Here is a 16,885-nt window from a genome sequence, read left to right as displayed (position 1 = left end):
GTCGGCGAAGTCCATCGCGGTGACTGAATACCGTCACGATGAGCGGGGCCTTGCCCCGCTCTGACTTCCACATGGAATCGGAGCGACAAACGGCAATGATAAACGCAAAGCTTCACAGAAAATGGCAACTGCCGGTACGCTGGTTTGCACTGGGACTGCTGCTGGTAATTGCCCTGTTCGGAGCCAGCCCGTCAGGGCTGGCTGCCGAGGGTGATGAAGCAGAACCGGAATACTCCCGCGATGGCGCAGACGCCTGTCTGCGCTGTCACGATGAGGACAGCGACTTTCCGGTACTGTCGATTCTGAAAACCCCCCACGCAGTTGCTGCAGATTCACGGACACCGTTCGCCCAGAAATCCTGCGAGTCCTGCCATGGCCCCGGCGCGGATCATGCCAAGCGGGTACGCTTTGGCCAGGAACGGCCGCCGATCCCGGCCTTTGGCAAGAACGCCATGTGGTCCGAGGAGAAACAGAACGGAATCTGCCTGGACTGTCACCAGCGTGATCAACAGATGCACTGGCAGGGAGGAACCCACCAACGCTCGGAAGTCGCGTGCGCAGACTGTCATAAGGTTCACGTGACTGAAGACCCGGTAACGGTAGCCAAGGAAGAGGCCAGGGTCTGTTACGACTGCCACCGGAACATTCAGTCCGAGGCCCACCAGATGTCATCCCATCCGATGAAGTTTGGTGAGATAGCCTGTTCTGACTGCCATGAGCCCCACGGTTCCCTGAACGAGGCCATGCTCAAGGAAATGACCTCCAACGACACCTGCTACGGCTGTCACGCGGAGAAACGCGGGCCTTTCCTCTGGGAGCACGCCCCGGTGGCGGATGACTGCACCAGCTGTCACCAGCCCCATGGCTCGAACCAGCCAGCACTGCTGACCCAGCGGCCACCGCTGCTGTGCCAGCAATGTCACTCCAGAGCGGGCCATCCCAGCATTGCCCAGACCCCGGACGGTTTACCCGCCGGAAACTCCTCGGGCTTCCTGCTCGGCGGTAGCTGCCTGAACTGCCACTCCCAGGTGCATGGTTCCAATCACCCCTCCGGGGCGAACCTGAGTCGTTAACGCATTGAGAAAGGAGAACAGTGCCATGCCTGCACCCAAGAAACGATGGACCGGTTCCCTGTATCTGGCGCTACTCGCCGGTGCCTCAGGTGTCTGGGCTCAAGGTGGAACGGAACCGCAGACCTGTGAGGGTTGCGACTTCGACTGGGGCACCCGGGGTTATCTGGAGCTCGGCCTGCTGGCGGCGGATAACGAGGATGTTGGTTATACAGGCTACAAGGGCCTGGACGATAACGGCTTCTACGCCAATGGCGGCGCCGTTGTCCGCTCCCGTAGCGAAACCGGGGACTACTGGTCTCTCAAAGCCGAAGACCTTGGTGTTGAGTCCCGTCGTGCAGGCCTGGAAGCCGGACACCAGGGAAGTTACCGCTACTTTCTCGACTATCGGGAACTGACCAGCGGCTATGACAGCAGCGCGGCCACGCCTTTCTCTGGTGTTGGCAGCGCCAACCTGACGCTGCCCAACAATTGGGTGCGGTCCAGCAGTACCGGCGGAATGACCGAGCTGGATGGTGCGCTGCGGAACATCACCCTGGAACTGAAGCGCAAAACCCTCGCTACCGGTTTCCAGTTCCTGCAGGGAGAGCACTGGGACTACAACTTCCAGTATACCGGGGATGAGCGGGACGGTACCCGGCAGAAAGGCGGCAGCTTCATATTCAACTCCGCTCTGCTGGCCGAGCCGGTGGAAGATATCACCCATCGATTCGATCTCTCGGTGGGTTACCTGGAAGACCTGTGGCAGGTGCGTCTGGCCTACCATGGCTCCTTCTACCGTAATGACCGCGAGCCGCTGGTGTGGGACAACCCCTTCTCCGACTTTAACGGCGAAGACCGCGGCAGGCTGGCGGCGGCACCTGATAACCAGTTCCATCGCCTGACCCTGTCGGGGGCCTACCGGCCCTGGAGCTGGCTACAGAGTTCCGGCCAGCTGGCTATCGGTCGGATGAGCCAGGATGAGACGTTTATACCCGCCACCATCAATGGCAACCTCGCCGCCGTTACGCTGCCGCGGGACAATCTGGACGCCGAGGTGGATACCCTCAATGCCCGGTTGCGTCTGGTCGGTGTGGTCGGCCGCCGGCTGACCCTCAATGCGGAAGGCTTCTACGACGAAAGGGATAACAAAACACCGGTGGAGGCCTACCAGCAGGTCAGTACCGATGTTTTTCTTGCCGGTTTACAGGAGAATCGCCCCTACAGCTTCGAGAAAAGCGGAGGCGAATTCAGTGCAGATTACCGCCTGATGAGGCGCACGACCCTGACCGGTGGCTACGGCCGCGAGCGCAAGGAGCAAACCCTTCAGGAAGTGGATGCAACCAATACGGACTCGGTATTTGCCCAGCTCCGCACCCGCGCCTGGGAGCATGCGGATCTGCGCCTGCGTCTGGAGCATGAAGACCGCGATATCGATGGCGAGTACGAGCCACTGGGGCTCGTTCCGGGGGAAAATCCGCTGTTGCGCAAGTACAATCTTGCTGATCGCGAACGGGATAAAGCTGGCCTTCGGGTCAACCTCTATCCCACAGATGCTGTCAGCGTTGGCATGCAGGCGGAATATGCCCGGGATGACTACCACAACTCCGGGATCGGTCTGACCGAATCCAAGGACCGGCTCTATTCCGCTGACGTAACCTGGTCACCGACCCATAATCTCAACAGTTATGTGTACCTGACCCGGCAGGTCATCAGCTCAGATATCGCCGGCAGCAACAATTTCGCCGGTCCCGACTGGTTTGCGGATTACAAGGACACGGTTCGCACCTTTGGCGGTGGCGTCCAGGCGAATGGCGTTGTGCCGGACCTGGATATGGGTCTGGATCTGAATTTTACCCGCTCCGAGGGTGACATCGGCATCCGCACCAGCACTTCGGAACAGGCATTCCCCGACCTGACAGCGGACCGGATCAGCCTGCAGCTGTATGGTGAATACGCCTACTCAGAGCGCTGGTCGTTCCGGCTCGACTATCTGGTGGAAAGCTATGATCAGGACGACTTTGCCATTGACGGGGTAGCGCCGGACACCATCAACAGTGTACTGACTCTTGGCCGTGAGAGCCCTGATTACCTGGTCCATGTGGTCGGCATTTCAACCAGATACCATTTCTGAACTTACGGCGATGAACGGGACTTGACAGACTCGCGCCGGGGCGATTGACTGAATCAGAAGATGGGCACCATCCCGGTGTGCCGCCGGTTTGGGGAAAGCACAATGCGCAAGTTGAATCGGGCATTCTGGTTTGGTCTCTCGATTGTTATTCTAAGCGCCTGTAGCCACCCACAAACGCGATACCTGAGCGCTACCAGCGCCGACAGCAACACGCTCTCGGACGCCAGTCTCCAACTCAACGCGTCTGCGCCCCCGCTCAATGTCGCCGAAGCAGTGGTTATGAGCGACAACGACGATTCGTTCGAGCACAAACTGCGTATGGTCCGCAGCGCTGACAGGCGCATCGACCTGGCCTATTACATCTTCGCCGACGACTACACTTCATCCGCTCTGAGCCGCGCGCTGATCAAGGCAGCGCAGCGCGGCGTGGCCGTTCGTATGCTGCTGGACTACCACGCAAACTATCAACATCTGGACCTGCTTTCGATGATGGAAGAGCAGGGCAACAGTGGCTCGGGAAGTCTGCAGGTGCGGCTGTACAATCGTCCAACCAGCAACATCGTAAAGGATGCGGTGTACCTGACCATGGGTTGCGGCGAGGTACGTCCGGAGGGACAGACGGCGGGTTGTGCCGAGGCCAAGTTCGCCGAAATCGAACGCTTGTTCGCCGATGAGCAAATAAACGGTACCGCCGCGGCGAAGCAGAACATTTCCAATCTTGATATCGGTAATTCCGGGCTCTTTCTTTCCGGACTCTATGGCAAGAACCCCAATCTGATGGCAATGGCGGTCTCGCAGGGGCAGAACATCGACATGACGGCAGTCCAGCAGGGGGCAGGGCAGTCCAGCAGCGAGAACGTGGAACAGCTCAGGCAACTGGGCAGAATCTACTGGCAGTCGCGTTTCGGCGCCGGCGTCGACCGTCTCGCAGGCAAGATCAAGCTCGGACTTGCCGGTTTGTTCTTCGGCGAGCAGATCGATCCTGTGTTCGACACCTTCACCGCCTATCTTCCCGCCGAACGACAAACAGATGCCGACGCCGCTCGCCGCGACTGGCGCTACCTGACCGAATTTCTGCACCACAAGTTTCTGCTGACAGACGAGGATGAACTGATGCTCGGCGGGCGCAATGTGGAGGACTCATACCACATGGCACCAAATCCGCTGACCAAAAAGTACGTTTTCATGGACACAGATGTGGCGCTGGCACTGCACGGCGGCGGCGATGCTCTGACCCGTTCGTTCGACCGTCTGTGGAGTTTCCGGACCATGGTCGCCGATCTGGCCGAGGTGCGCAGGCATGCGCCGAATGATTTTCTTGTCGCCAATGCAGCCGCCTCTGCCGCGTGCGCGGATCAGGAAGCCGACCGGAGCCGACATGCCGCCTGCCACCAGCAGGCGCTGGCGCAGGCGATCGGGCGCAGCCTGGCCGAGCGGATGGAGCAGCAGTACGCGCACATGATGCGCAATGCGGCCGTTTACGATCAGCGAACAGCGCCGGCGCGAGATGATCGTGGGCCGGTATTCAGGGTCGATGCCGGCGCCGACATCTACTATCTGGAGAACCTGCCCTGGTACCTGGCGTCCGAAGATGCACAGCCGGCACGCGGCTATGGTGCTATCAATACACTGGAAGGCGAGTACGGCAAGCATATCCACGCCGCCTGGCTGGCGGCAATGCGTAACGTCTGCGCCGAAGCGAGCGCTGCCAGTCCGCAGCAGGTGCTGATGCACAACGCCTACTTTTTCCTGCCGTCAAACATCATGCGACAACTGGCTGCCATGGTCGATGGCTCTCTGGATTGCCGCCACGTCACCATCAGGGTGCTGACCAACTCGATAGAGACGACCGACCTGAATGTCGTCAACGTTGCGGCACGACATGCGATCAAGGCCTTTGCCGAGTACAACGAACAAGCCCGCGATCCGGAGCGTGCGGCCACGGTGTCGTACCATGAATACCTTCGTCCGGCGGGTGCCTTGCCCGGGTCGGCACAACAGTCCCTGCACAGCAAGGTGATGGTATTCGGCCGCGACATCTACATCGGCTCCAGCAACGCTGATGTGCGCAGTTACATGATGGACAGCAACAACGGACTGTTCATTCGCAATGCACCCGGGCTGGTGGCTGAATACACTGCCTGGGCCGAATGGCTGATCGCCAGCCCCGACCGTACCGTCAATGTCACCGACTATTTCCGTAATACGTCGCGGGCGCAGATGCTGGAAGAGGATCTGGCGACCCAGCAGCAGCTGCTGGCGAAATATCGCGCCGAGCGCTGGATAGACGATGATTCAGAAGTAGCAAAAATGCAGGCGGCGCTGGTGCGTACGCTGGATGCCGCCTACACCCTGAGCGCCGGCAGTCTCGGCCCCGGAAGACGCGCGCGGCAGCAGCAGAAACGCTTCAATGAGCTGTTCAAGGGCATCTGAACCGCTGGCTCGCCGGGCGGGCCGTTGCACGCTATTGATTGCTACAACCGATCCTTCCCAAGGGTTTGCCCTTATACTTTGGTCTCGATTCACCACCAAAGTCGCAGTGTCGCCCATCGACAATTGACTCCCATCCCAATAGATTTGCGAAGGCTCGAAGAATAACCCGAAAAATCGTAGGGTCTTGTCGGCACATCCAGACTGTGCGCTCAAAACAAAAATAATAGCGGCGGAACGCAGGACGAAGTTCCGAAACCCTTATAAATCTCGCTATTACATAGGATTGACTATGGCTTTACTTGAGCGCAAGTACGGAGACGTGCATCCCTACTGGCCTGCCGGCCCCTTCAAGATTCGCCTGCCTTTTATCCACTACCGGTGGGAAATGGCGGAGACCATCCAGGCCCTGATCATGTTCGTGGTCGGCATGGCCATGATTCCGCTGCTGGAAAAATATCTGGGCCTGCCGTATGAGGTGGCACTGGCCTACGTTGTGGTCTGCGGCTTCGGCTTTATGCTGCCTAACCTGCTGGGCACCCCCTTCGTACCTGGCTGGATTACTCCCGCCATTCCCGTGGTGTTGCTGTTTATCGGCCAGTTCGAGCCCGGCCCGGAGGCCATCAGGGCCTTGGTGGGACTGCAACTGGTAGTGACCTTCATCTTTTTCTTCCTGGGGATCACACGTCTGGGCACCAAGCTGGTCAACCTGTTTCCCAGCTCCATGAAGGCAGGGATTCTGCTTGGCGCCGGTATCGCCGCCATTACCGGAGAGATCTCCGAGGGCGGTCGCCTGGCCAATACGCCCATTTCCCTGATGCTTGGATTTGCCGTCACCGGTTATGTGCTTTTTTCCCTCTCTTTCAGGGATCTGATCGAGAAGCACCGGTGGGCCAAGGCCATCTCCAGCTACGGCATGGTACCCGGAGCCCTGGTCGCCATGGCTATCGGCTGGATCGTGGGTGAGTATGAGATGCCCGACGTGCAGTGGGGCCTCTCGTCACCCGCGTTTGGCGAGATGTGGAACTACCTGCCCTTTACCGTCGGTTTCCCCGGCATCGAGATCCTGTGGATGGCGATTCCCACCGCGATCATCGCCTACATCATTGCCTTTGGCGACATAATCGTCGGCCAGAGCCTGCTGGACCGGGTCGATCACCTGCGCCCCGACGAGAAGATCGAAGTCAACGTGGACCAGGTTCATATCATTACCGGTATCCGCAACCTGATGCACAGCTTCTTCGCCCCCTACCCGGGGCTGGCGGGACCGTTGTTCACCGGCGCCATGGCCACCATCGCCGAACGCTACCGCTACGGTCGCTCCGCCATGGATACCATCTACAGCGGCGCGGGCATCTTCTGGATCGTCGGCTTTATCGCGCTGTTCATGCTGCCCCTGGTCACCCTGTTCAAACCGGTGCTGCCCATTGCCCTCTCCATCACCCTGCTGATCACCGGCTACCTGTGCATCAGCGTCGCTGTGGAGCAGGTCGATAACGCCACCTCCATGGGTGTGGCCGGCACCATGGGCGTCGTCCTGGCCGTTTACGGCGCCGCCTGGGGCCTGGGCGTAGGCATCGTCCTCTACCTGCTGATCGAAAAGCGCACCAGGAAAGCGATGGCCGAACACGCCGGGGAGGAGCCGGAGGAACCGATCCATATCGAGGAAAAACCCTCGGATTACGGCAACGCCTGATCTGAGGGGCTTGCCCACAGTGAACGAATTGAAGTGCAACTGCGGAAGGGCGACCGACCGTCTGTGATTCAACAGGGGCTGTTGCAAGTGCTAAAGGACGGCGAGGTGAGGCGTGGACTGTCCAGCAAGGCGTTGCAGGCGTTCAAGTGGCGGGTCAGGCAACTGACCCGACGCAACGGAGGACGCAGCATTGAACAGGTGGTGGAGAAGCTCCGCCGCTATCTGTTGGGATGGAAGGGGTACTTCAGGCTCGCGCAAATGCCACGCATCTGGCGATCACTGGATGAGTGGATACGCCGTCGCTTGAGAGCCCTCGACCTAAAGCAGTGGCGGCGTGGCAGGACCACCTATCAGGAACTGCTACGCCTTGGTGCAAGCCCTTGGGTTGCGGAATCCGTGGCGCCGCTGAGTCGCCGTTGGTGGCCTAATAGCCGTTCTGCGATCCATCATGTGCTGACGGTTGCTTACTTCGATCGGTTGGGCGTGCCGCGACTCTCGTGATACCTCAACTTCTCGAACCGCCCGGTGCGGAGCCGTTTGCCGGGTGGTGTGGGAGGGGCGGAGCCGGATGGGTCCCCCCTATCCCTGATGTGCCTGGAGAAAGCTGCTGATCCTTCATATATTTAACGAGGAGGTATGAGCTATAGAACAACACGCAGGATCTTCTTCGGATTCGAGATTCCAGATCAAAAATCGCCTGTTGAAGATCAGGGCAGAGGTCTCAGGTGCCAGTTGAAGACGCCTTACCGTGATGGCACCACGCATGTCATTTTCGAGCCTCTGGACAGCAAAGCCCGGTTACCGCGGCCGGGCTTTGCTGGCTCTCGAAAGGAGCCCGGAGCCCGTCGGCGAATTCATCTTTGACTAGAGATCTGTATTACCTAGACTTAAAAGAGCTCCAAACAAAACATGACAAGGCTTGGAGCGCCTGCAGTATTTGGCTGTGCAGTTTTTACAACTCTCACGAACTACTGGAGATAGAACCATGCCTTCTTACCTGCACCCTGGGGTTTATATTGAAGAAATTCCCAGTGGCTCCAAACCTATTGAAGCCGTCGGCACTTCCACCGCTGCGTTTGTCGGGTACGCCGACGAGGGCCCCTTCAAAGAACCCACTTTCATCACCAGCTGGGAAGATTACGAAAACAACTTTGGCGGATTCCGCGAGAGAAAAAAGCCCGAAGATCCCGATGACCTGATGGGGCGGGCGGTTTATGCATTTTTCCAAAACGGGGGTGGCAAGGCCTACATCGTGCGCGTCGCCGATGACGCCGCTGCCCCAGCGTCCGGAGCACTGACGGATAGCGATCCGCTGACCGTTGAAGCATTCAGCCCCGGTTTGTGGGGTAACGGACTGCGAGTCAGGATCACGGCACAAGACAAAACCAAAGATAAGGTAAACGAGGCGCTCTTCGACGTTGAAGTGGGCCGGGAAGATGACAACTTAACCTTTATCGCTCAAGAGAGTTATGACGCCCTGTCGCTGGACAAGGACAGCGACCAGTTTATTGCCGAATTACTGCCAGAGAAGTCCGAGCGGGTGGGGAAGGTGACTGTTGCCAACGCCGGAGATGCGCTCACCGCCATTAACACGGCGGGCGATTCCGGCATCACCATCGAATTGTCAGCGGGGGCCAACGGCGATATCGCGGACAAATTGGAGTATGACGATGTCTTCAGCAAGTTTTTGAAATACCGAGATATCAATATCATTCTGCTGCCCGATAAAAACTGGAATGACGATAAGGAAACCATTCAGAGCGCCATCAGCCACTGCGAAACCATGAAGAACCGGATGGTGATTCCGGATCTCAAACCGACCCAGGAGCTGGAAAAGGCCAAAGACATAACGGACATGAAGCTGACGACCTCTAGCTATGCGGCCATTTATTATCCCTGGCCGAAAACCAGAAATCCGTTTTTCGATGCGGAGAAAAACCCCAATGTTCCGCGTCTGTTGCCGGTTCCGGCGTCCGCCTATGCCGCCGGTCAGTGGGCCAAAACCGACGGCAACCGGGGCGTATGGAAAGCGCCGGCCGGTGTTGCCAACGGATTACTTGGATTGAACAAACTTTCATACACCGTCGAGGACGCCGAGCAGGATTACTTGAACCCTCTGGGTATCAACGCCTTCCGGCAATTACCCAACTATGGGGCGGTGGTATGGGGATCGCGGACCCTGGCCACCAAAGCCGATCCCGAGTGGCGCTACATTCCGGTCCGGCGCACGGCCATGTTTATTGAAGAAAGTATTTTTAACGGAATTCACTGGGCGGTGTTCGAGCCCAACGATCACCGGCTCTGGTCGGCGCTGCGCTTGAATATCGAATCTTTCATGAGTGGCCTGCATCGCTCGGGCGCTTTTCAGGGCGAGAAATCGAGCGACGCCTATTTTGTTCGCTGCGGCCTCGGGCAGACCATGACCCAAGGCGACATTGACCGTGGCCAGGTCATTGTTCAGGTCGGTTTCGCGCCGTTGAAACCGGCGGAGTTCGTGATCGTTCGCATCCAGCAAAAAGTCGGGCAAAAATAAGGGAGCATTCTCATGGCAGCACCACTGTTTCCGGTGAACACACACCGGCACGATCCCTACCGCACTTTCAAGTTTCAGATTCTGATTGACGGGCAACCTGTGGCCGGCTTGAAGAAAATGGGCGCACTGAAAAAGAAAACCGAATCGGTGGCCTGGCGCACGGCCGGCGATCCATCGCACGAACGGCAACTGCCCGGCGGCACCAGCTACGAAGCCATCACTCTCGAGCAGGGTCTGACTCACGACCCGGTCTTCGAAAGCTGGGCGGCACTGGTCAACAACGTCGAGGGTGATGGGGGCATGTCGTTGAAAAACTTTCGCAAAGACATCGTCATCAATGTTCTTAACCTGCAGGGGCAAGTGGCCATTTCCTACAAGGTTTTCCGCGCTTGGGTCTCGGAGTATCAGGCGCTACCGGAATTTGATGCGGGCAGCATGAACACCGTGGGTATTCAGACCCTGACACTGCAACACGAAGGTTGGCAGCGTGACACGTCGGTTTCTGAACCCGCCGAAAGCTGAGGGAGTTAAATGGAGTCGTTACCCGGTGGCCTCTGGCGGGAGGGACAACGCCATAGAGGATTTCGCTTTCACCCGGTCGATGGCTCTCTGGAACTGGCGCTGAGTGATCTGGTGGCCTCGGCCGCGTCCACTCCGGCGGCGGTCACAGCGGCGCTGAGCCTCGCTCTCGCCGAGCTGGCCAGTGGCGAACCCACGCCAGAGCGGGTTCGTCAGCTGTGTGTCGCCGACCGCCAGTTTCTGATGCGCTGGCTGGGCATGCACTTGGGTGAGCGGGAGTCCTGGCTCAATGCTGCCTGTCATCGCTGCGGTGAATCCTTCGACTTTTACCTGGATTATCGGGCACTACCGGTGGCGGAGGCCGATGATCATTTCCCGGAAGTGGCCGTGACGCTCGAACGGGGAACATGGCGCTTTCGTTTGCCTAACGGCGACGATCAGGAGGCCCTGAGCCAATCCGGTGAAGGGGATCCGCTGGCGCTATTGGAGCGTTGCCTTCTGGATCCCGGGCCCGGGCCGGTAAGCCACCTGACTCCGGCGGAGTGCGAGGCGATTGACCGCGCTCTGGAAGAGGCGACACCCGGCGTAGTAACGGAGGTTCAGGCCCGCTGTCCGCACTGTGGCAGAGACAATCAGGTCGCACTCAATCCCTACGGGTTCATCGGTCGGCCCGCCGACCACCTGTTGACCGAGGTGCACCAACTGGCGGTGCACTATCACTGGAGCGAGCGCGAGATATTGGCGCTGCCCCGCGCACGACGATCGGCCTATCTGCGCCTGATCGACCGAGCGCGCGGAATGGTCCAATAAACCGAACCGCAAGGACTGTGTCATGCGTTTTTTGCAGAGTATTTTACAGGACGCCCGCCGGCCTCTGGCCACCGGAGCCACGCGCATTCAGCGCAGCCCGGACGAGGCCGGGGCGAGCGAAAGTCCGGCGCCGCCCCTGGAAGAAGCGGAAGATGGCGCCATGACACTTTACCGATTTCAGAAGGAGGGGGTGACCAACCCCCAAAAGGTGGCAAAGCCTCAATCGACCTCGGCAACGTCCGGGGTCGGAGGGCCGGGCCTCCCCTCGGGCCCTTCGGGGTCCAAGCCAATGGGGCAAACATTGACGTTCGCTGAGTTTCAGTTGAACGACAGTGGTCCCCGTTATTTTGCCGTTTCTGGCAATGATCGCGCACTGAAAGCGCATACCGAATCGACGTTATCTTCGGCTGATGCTAGTGAACCTGCCGTTTCAGCCCATGCTTCAGGGACTCATCATTATTTGAGCCGGAAGTTGTCTGAAACGAACCAGGTTCCCGATCTTCATGATCCTTCAGCTGAGCGCGAGTCGGAAAGTGCAAACGGGCGTGAGCTTAATAAGTCCAGGCGTCGGGACACGGGAGCCGCCACCCCTTCTGAAAACCCTCACCCCACCGTGGTCCACGCGGAACATGCGCCGGCGGTGCCGGACTCCGCCGGGTGGGCGATGCCGGCCCGAATGGCGTCACCCGGGGCATGGCCCGCTCAGCCACCTCAGGAGGACGCTGCCACTAACAGGACTGCGCGCCAGGCAGCGCAAGCCGAGGCGACACCGATTCCCGGTCAGGAAGACAAGTCTCCTCAACCCGGGGGGGTCCAGCCCACGGGGATCTGGTCCGAGCCGGGCCGCGAGGCTTCTCCGGCCCGGGATTCCGGTCCCCGGGTCACCATCGGCCAACTGGAGGTGACGGTGGTAAAAACGCCGAAAGCCGAACGGCTGGCCAAAACCACGCCGTCGCGTCACTTTCTCTCGCGTAACTATTTGCGGAGGCTCTGACCATGGCCCTGGTAACCGCCTCGATCGCCAGCGTGTGCAAAAGTCTCGCGGATTATCTGGGCGAACAGTTCTCGGGCACCGACACCCCTTTGCAGGTGCTACTGGGAAGCCCGGCCGATGCCGCCACGGCCGAGCCGGATACTGAGCATCACCTGAACCTGTTTTTCTTTCGCTTTGAACCCTCGGGATTTGGCGCTGAAAGCGGGCCCGGCGACACTCAGTACCTGCGGATGCATTGTCTGGTGACGCCCTTTGCCAGCGCCGAAGACGGGACCGGCAGCGGCGAAAACGATTTGCGCGTCATCGGCGAAGTATTGCGTATTTTTCAGGAAAAACCGGTTTTCCAACTGGCGGTGAAAGAGGAGACCTTTCACCTGCAGGTCGTGTTTCAGACCTTGGGCATGGACCAGATCAACCAGATCTGGTCGACACAGGGCGACACGGTTTACCGGCCCTCAGTGCTCTACGAGGTGTCGCTGGCCCCGGTTATCCCCAACGAGCCCCGGCTCACGGCACCGCTGGCCGGTTCGGTCGGGTTGGACGTGGCCGGCCAGATGATTCCGGGACCGAAACCGGTGGCGGTGCCCCCACCGGTCCACCACTGGCGACCTGACTTGCAACGCGAAGACTGGGCGCCGGTGCTCGCCTGGGTCTACGAGTCGGCACTGGCTCAGTCGCTCAGCTTTGCGTTGGGCAGTGATGCCCTGGACAATTTCACCCCGGAGGCCTGGGTGGTGGGCGAGCCTGGCACTGAGATCTCACTGGTGTGGGAAATCTGGGAAGCGGACAGCGGCTGGCAGGAAGCCTCGGGCTCTCGGACGCATACCCTGGGCGAGGCAGCGCTGAATCCGGACGGGATAGCGAGTGCCACCCTGGCTGAGCCAGCCTTGCCCTTTCGGGACCGGGCCGGTCAGATGGTGCTCTACGCCCGGCGCGAGTATCAACGCAGCAGCGACGGTCAAACCCTCACTCGCCGCTCTAACCCCCTGGTCATCAACCTCTACGAGGTGGGCTCATGACCGTCGCCGCCCGGGAGCAGCGCCTGCCCGCCGACCATCTGCAACCGGAGTGGGACCGGTTGCAGCATCTGGGCTACTGTCTGTCGCGTAGCCGTCAGGGACTGGAACTTGAATCGGGCACGCTGAAACAGTTGGAGCAGCTCCAGGCCCAGGTGGAACAACTGCGGCAGCCCGGCGGCCACTGGGAGTGCGCCCTGAATCTGCGGCTGGCCCCCATTGAGTGGGACGTGCTCGCCTGTGTTCTCGGTCCCGAGCTGGAACCTCGCCTGGGCTGGATGTTTCAGAACCTGCAATCGGGCAGTGCCCAGCCCTATCCCTGTCGGGCACTGATTCAGGAGCTGCTGGCGCTGGAGCCCCATCAGGCACAGGCGCTGCAACGAGCGTTGGAGCAAAGTGCGCCCCTGCGCGCGCGCGGGTTGTTGCGCGCGCAGAACGACGACCCCTATCAGCCGCTGACGCCCGAACCCTGGCTGGGTCCAAAGCTGCGGGGCGAGCAACGGCCACTGCCCAGTCCCCCTGGGGCGACCCGTGTGACCCCACTCGCTCGTTGGGACGACCTGGTGCTGCCAGCCAACCGTCTGGCCCAGCTGCGGGAGTTCATGCTCTGGCTCGAGCACCGGAAAACCGTCATCGACCAATGGGGCGGCCAGCCTGTGGGCGGCCCCGTGGCCCTGTTCAATGGCCCATCCGGGACCGGCAAAACGCTGGCCGCCAGTGCCATCGCCAGCCGCCTGGGCTGGGAGCTTTACCGGGTGGATATCGGACGATTGGTGAGTAAGTACATCGGCGAGACCGAGAAAAACCTCAACCAACTGTTTTATGCCGTGCACGACCGGCCCATGGTGCTGCAATTTGACGAAGCCGACGCCCTGTTTGCCAAGCGCGGTGAGGTCAAAGAGGCGCGCGACCGCTACGCCAATATGGAAGTGAGCCATCTGCTGGCGCGCATTGAAAGCCACCGCGGCCCCTGCATCCTCACCACCAATCTGCGCAAACAGATCGATTCGGCGTTCACCCGCCGCTTTCAGATGGTGGTGGAGTTTCCCCGTCCCGGTATCGAGGGCCGTGCCCGGCTTTGGGACAAGCTGCTGCCGCCCCGTGCCCCGCGCGGCCCCGGCGTGGATACAAGGCTACTGGCCCGCTCGGTCAACCTGACTGGTGGCGGCATTCGCAACGCCGCCCTGCACGCGGCCTATCTGGCTGCGGGCGACAGCGAGCAAATTGAACTGCGCCATCTGGCTCTGGGCGCCTGGCGCGAACTGGCCAAGGAGGGGCGCGATCAGAACCCGCGCGAGCTGGGCGAGCTGGCCGCGCATCTTCCCCGGGAGATCATCGATGATTGATATTCAAAATTTGCGGCTACAGTTGCCCGACGGCTTCGAGTCACGCGCCGGGCGCATCGGTCGGCTGCTGGGCGACGCCCTGGCGCAATACCCGGTGGCCCAATCGGCCCGAATTGACCAGTTGCGGGTGGGGCCCCTCACGCTGAAAGAGGGCGCGAGCGACCGGCAGATTGCCCGACAGATCGCCCAGTCCATTCACCGCCAAATACCGGGGGAGGGGTAAGCCATGGTGCGTCATATGCAAGGCCTTCTGGTGGAATACGCCTTATCCGCGCCGCCCTTGAGCCTGGTGTTCGAGTTCAACCCGCAACAACTGGGTCGCAGCCGGAGCGTGGAAATCACCCTCAGCGATACTCCGGCCACCCGCGGCGGTTACGACTTCGCCTCACCCACCGAAACCCCCCGAGTGTCTCAGGGGGTGAGCGTGTCGCCGGAAAGCTTCGATGTGGAAATTCTTCTCGACGCCACCGACCGCATGGCCCAGGGCCATCCGATCGCCACCACCGCTGGCGTGGAGCCGGAGCTGGACACTCTGCGCACCATGGTCGAGCCCAAGATCCAGGGCCCCGAGGGGCTACAAACCCTGGCCAGCCTGGGCCTCAGCGGTGAGCGCGCCTTTCAGCGAGACGAAAGCGCCTCGGTGATTCTGTTTGTCTGGGGCAGCCATGTGCTGCCGGTTTTCCTGAAAGCGATCGACGTACAGGAAACCGCCCATTTGCCCAGCCTGGTACCTTACCGGGCCAATGTCACCCTCACGCTGCAGGTGATCGAGAGCAACAACCCCTTCTACCAGGTAGAGAAAATACGACAGGCAATCGGTGCCGGGCTTAACTCGGCCAGCACCCCCAGCCATCTGATCGGAGGGATCTACTGATGTTTTTGCGCCAATCCCGCTATCAGGCGCCCCGCCGCAGCCGCCGGTTCAGCCCCCATGCCGGCGAGCCACCGCGCTTTCCCGGTGTTCAGCCGCGTGCCATTGGCCCGGCACCCGGGGTGCTGGAGCATGTGATCTCCAAGGGAGAGCGACTGGATCGTCTGGCCTACAACTACTTTCGCGACAGCCGGTTGTGGTGGCGCATTATCGACGCCAACCCGGACCTGTTGTTTACCGGTGTTCTGCTTCTGGACGACTTTGCTGGCCAGACGTTACTCATTCCCAAGGCGGAGGAGTAGGTGATGGTGTCGGATCTGTTCGACTGGCCCCAGCGAGCCCCGGCCGAATGCAAGATGTTCCTCGACGGGGAAGAGATCGCAGACTACTACCCCCTGTTGCGGGAAGTTCTGGTGGATACCAGCCGCACCGATGCCTGGACGGCAAGCCTGCGCTTCGCCGTCCGGCGCGACGAGCTGGGCCGCTGGGACATCCTGGACGATGGCAAGGTGCGGGACTGGGCAGCCATTCGCCTGGAGGTGCACTTTGGTGACGGAGGGGCCTCCGGGTCCACACTGTTCAAAGGCTATATCCGGGAAGTCAACATCGAGATGCCCGAGGATGCTGGGGCCGCCGAAGTGGTGGTCGAGTGTCAGGACCAGTCCCTGCGCCTGGACCGCGCCCACCGTGCGGAGTCCTGGGGCGAAGAGAGCCCCACCAGTGACTTTCAGATCATCACCGATATTCTCGGAAATTATGACGAATTGAGCTTGCACCCGGACAGTCAGCCGGGCCAGAGCGGGCTGGAGCAGCTCGGCCAGGAGGCGTCCGACATTGAGTTTTTGCAAAAGCGCGCAGAGGCCAACCACTACGAGCTGATTTTTTACCCCGATCAGGTCTACTTCGGCCCCCCACGGCTGGAGGCCGCGACCAGCCAGCCCACGATCATGGTGTACGCCGGGCAGGGCACCAACTGTCTGCGTATGAACGTCAACACCGACGGCCATTTGCCCGACGCCATCACCTACAACAAGCCCACCGGGGAGAACCAGGAGGAACCCGAAGTGAGTGCGCCGGTGTTCTCCTCCCTGGAGGCGCTTGGCCCCGAACGGGCCGACAGCCGCGACACTCCGCTGGAGGACCATGAGGAATCGCTCAGCGGGCAGGGTGGCAACGCTGAGGACGAGCTCGAAGCCAAGGCCCAGGCCAGGATCAACGATATGGATCTGCACAGAGTTCAGGCCGAGGGCGAGTTGGACGGCAGTCTTTACGGCCAGTTGCTGCGACCGGGCAAAACAGTGCCGGTGGATGGAATGGGCGAGCGTTTCAGCGGAGTCTACTACGTCGATCGGGTCAGCCACCGCATTACCCCCGAAGGCTACCGACAGGAGTTCACTCTGCTGCGCAACGCCTACGGCGACAATACCAAGGAGGCACAGGCTTTCCCGTCGATTCTGGCGGCAGTGTTCGAACAGGCACTTCCCTGA

The 16,885-nt window shown here is 60.4% G+C and carries 15 protein-coding genes; all 15 read left to right on the top strand.

Features of this window, described 5'->3' with window-relative positions; all coding sequences use genetic code 11:
- The first annotated feature begins 95 nt into the window (after positions 1 to 95).
- The 15 genes from VJ956_RS11135 to VJ956_RS11065 all read left to right on the top strand — a co-directional run bounded on the left by VJ956_RS11135 (position 96) and on the right by VJ956_RS11065 (position 16,885).
- Positions 96 to 1,073, top strand: coding sequence for a DmsE family decaheme c-type cytochrome (locus VJ956_RS11135; RefSeq protein WP_324084844.1), 978 nt, complete (start codon positions 96 to 98; stop codon positions 1,071 to 1,073).
- Positions 1,074 to 1,098: 25 nt separating this feature from the next.
- Entirely contained in the window at positions 1,099 to 3,183 is a 2,085-nt protein-coding gene (locus tag VJ956_RS11130) for an MtrB/PioB family decaheme-associated outer membrane protein (protein WP_324084842.1), read from the top strand.
- Positions 3,184 to 3,285: 102 nt separating this feature from the next.
- Positions 3,286 to 5,616, top strand: a complete 2,331-nt coding sequence (locus VJ956_RS11125; protein WP_324084840.1) for a phospholipase D-like domain-containing protein — start codon at positions 3,286 to 3,288, stop codon at positions 5,614 to 5,616.
- Between the two features lie 289 nt (positions 5,617 to 5,905).
- Entirely contained in the window at positions 5,906 to 7,309 is a 1,404-nt protein-coding gene (locus VJ956_RS11120; RefSeq protein ID WP_324084838.1) for a xanthine/uracil/vitamin C permease, read from the top strand.
- 105 nt (positions 7,310 to 7,414) lie between these two features.
- Positions 7,415 to 7,810 carry a group II intron maturase-specific domain-containing protein gene (locus VJ956_RS11115; RefSeq protein WP_324084836.1) on the top strand — a complete coding sequence of 132 codons (396 nt, stop codon included), beginning with the start codon at positions 7,415 to 7,417 and terminating at the stop codon, positions 7,808 to 7,810.
- A 418-nt stretch (positions 7,811 to 8,228) separates the two neighbouring features.
- Positions 8,229 to 9,842 carry a phage tail sheath family protein gene (locus VJ956_RS11110; protein WP_324084834.1) on the top strand — a complete coding sequence of 538 codons (1,614 nt, stop codon included), beginning with the start codon at positions 8,229 to 8,231 and terminating at the stop codon, positions 9,840 to 9,842.
- A 12-nt stretch (positions 9,843 to 9,854) separates the two neighbouring features.
- Positions 9,855 to 10,364: a phage tail protein gene (locus tag VJ956_RS11105; RefSeq protein WP_324084831.1), complete on the top strand. Its 510-nt coding sequence runs from the start codon at positions 9,855 to 9,857 to the stop codon at positions 10,362 to 10,364.
- 9 nt (positions 10,365 to 10,373) lie between these two features.
- Entirely contained in the window at positions 10,374 to 11,171 is a 798-nt protein-coding gene (locus VJ956_RS11100; protein WP_324084829.1) for a hypothetical protein, read from the top strand.
- Positions 11,172 to 11,643: 472 nt separating this feature from the next.
- Complete coding sequence (locus VJ956_RS11095) at positions 11,644 to 12,165, top strand: hypothetical protein (RefSeq protein WP_324084827.1); 522 nt, start codon at positions 11,644 to 11,646, stop codon at positions 12,163 to 12,165.
- A 2-nt stretch (positions 12,166 to 12,167) separates the two neighbouring features.
- On the top strand, positions 12,168 to 13,184 hold the full coding sequence (locus tag VJ956_RS11090; RefSeq protein WP_324084824.1) for a DUF4255 domain-containing protein: 1,017 nt from the start codon (positions 12,168 to 12,170) through the stop codon (positions 13,182 to 13,184).
- Positions 13,181 to 14,527 (top strand): ATP-binding protein, encoded by a 1,347-nt coding sequence (locus VJ956_RS11085; RefSeq protein ID WP_324084822.1) that lies wholly within the window; start codon positions 13,181 to 13,183, stop codon positions 14,525 to 14,527. Before VJ956_RS11090 ends, VJ956_RS11085 begins: the two co-directional genes overlap by 4 nt.
- Positions 14,520 to 14,750: a hypothetical protein gene (locus tag VJ956_RS11080; protein ID WP_324084820.1), complete on the top strand. Its 231-nt coding sequence runs from the start codon at positions 14,520 to 14,522 to the stop codon at positions 14,748 to 14,750. The genes VJ956_RS11085 and VJ956_RS11080 overlap by 8 nt, the downstream gene beginning before the upstream one ends.
- Before the next feature lie 15 nt (positions 14,751 to 14,765).
- Positions 14,766 to 15,401 carry a hypothetical protein gene (locus tag VJ956_RS11075; RefSeq protein ID WP_324084818.1) on the top strand — a complete coding sequence of 212 codons (636 nt, stop codon included), beginning with the start codon at positions 14,766 to 14,768 and terminating at the stop codon, positions 15,399 to 15,401.
- The gene (locus tag VJ956_RS11070) at positions 15,401 to 15,700 is read left to right on the top strand and encodes a hypothetical protein (protein ID WP_324084816.1); all 300 of its coding nucleotides are present in this window, start codon (positions 15,401 to 15,403) and stop codon (positions 15,698 to 15,700) included. Before VJ956_RS11075 ends, VJ956_RS11070 begins: the two co-directional genes overlap by 1 nt.
- Before the next feature lie 3 nt (positions 15,701 to 15,703).
- Positions 15,704 to 16,885 (top strand): hypothetical protein, encoded by a 1,182-nt coding sequence (locus tag VJ956_RS11065; RefSeq protein ID WP_324084814.1) that lies wholly within the window; start codon positions 15,704 to 15,706, stop codon positions 16,883 to 16,885.

It is taken from the genome of Marinobacter sp. (assembly GCF_035268745.1).
Lineage (GTDB): Bacteria > Pseudomonadota > Gammaproteobacteria > Pseudomonadales > Oleiphilaceae > Marinobacter.
This window is presented reverse-complemented; position numbering and strand designations above follow the sequence as displayed.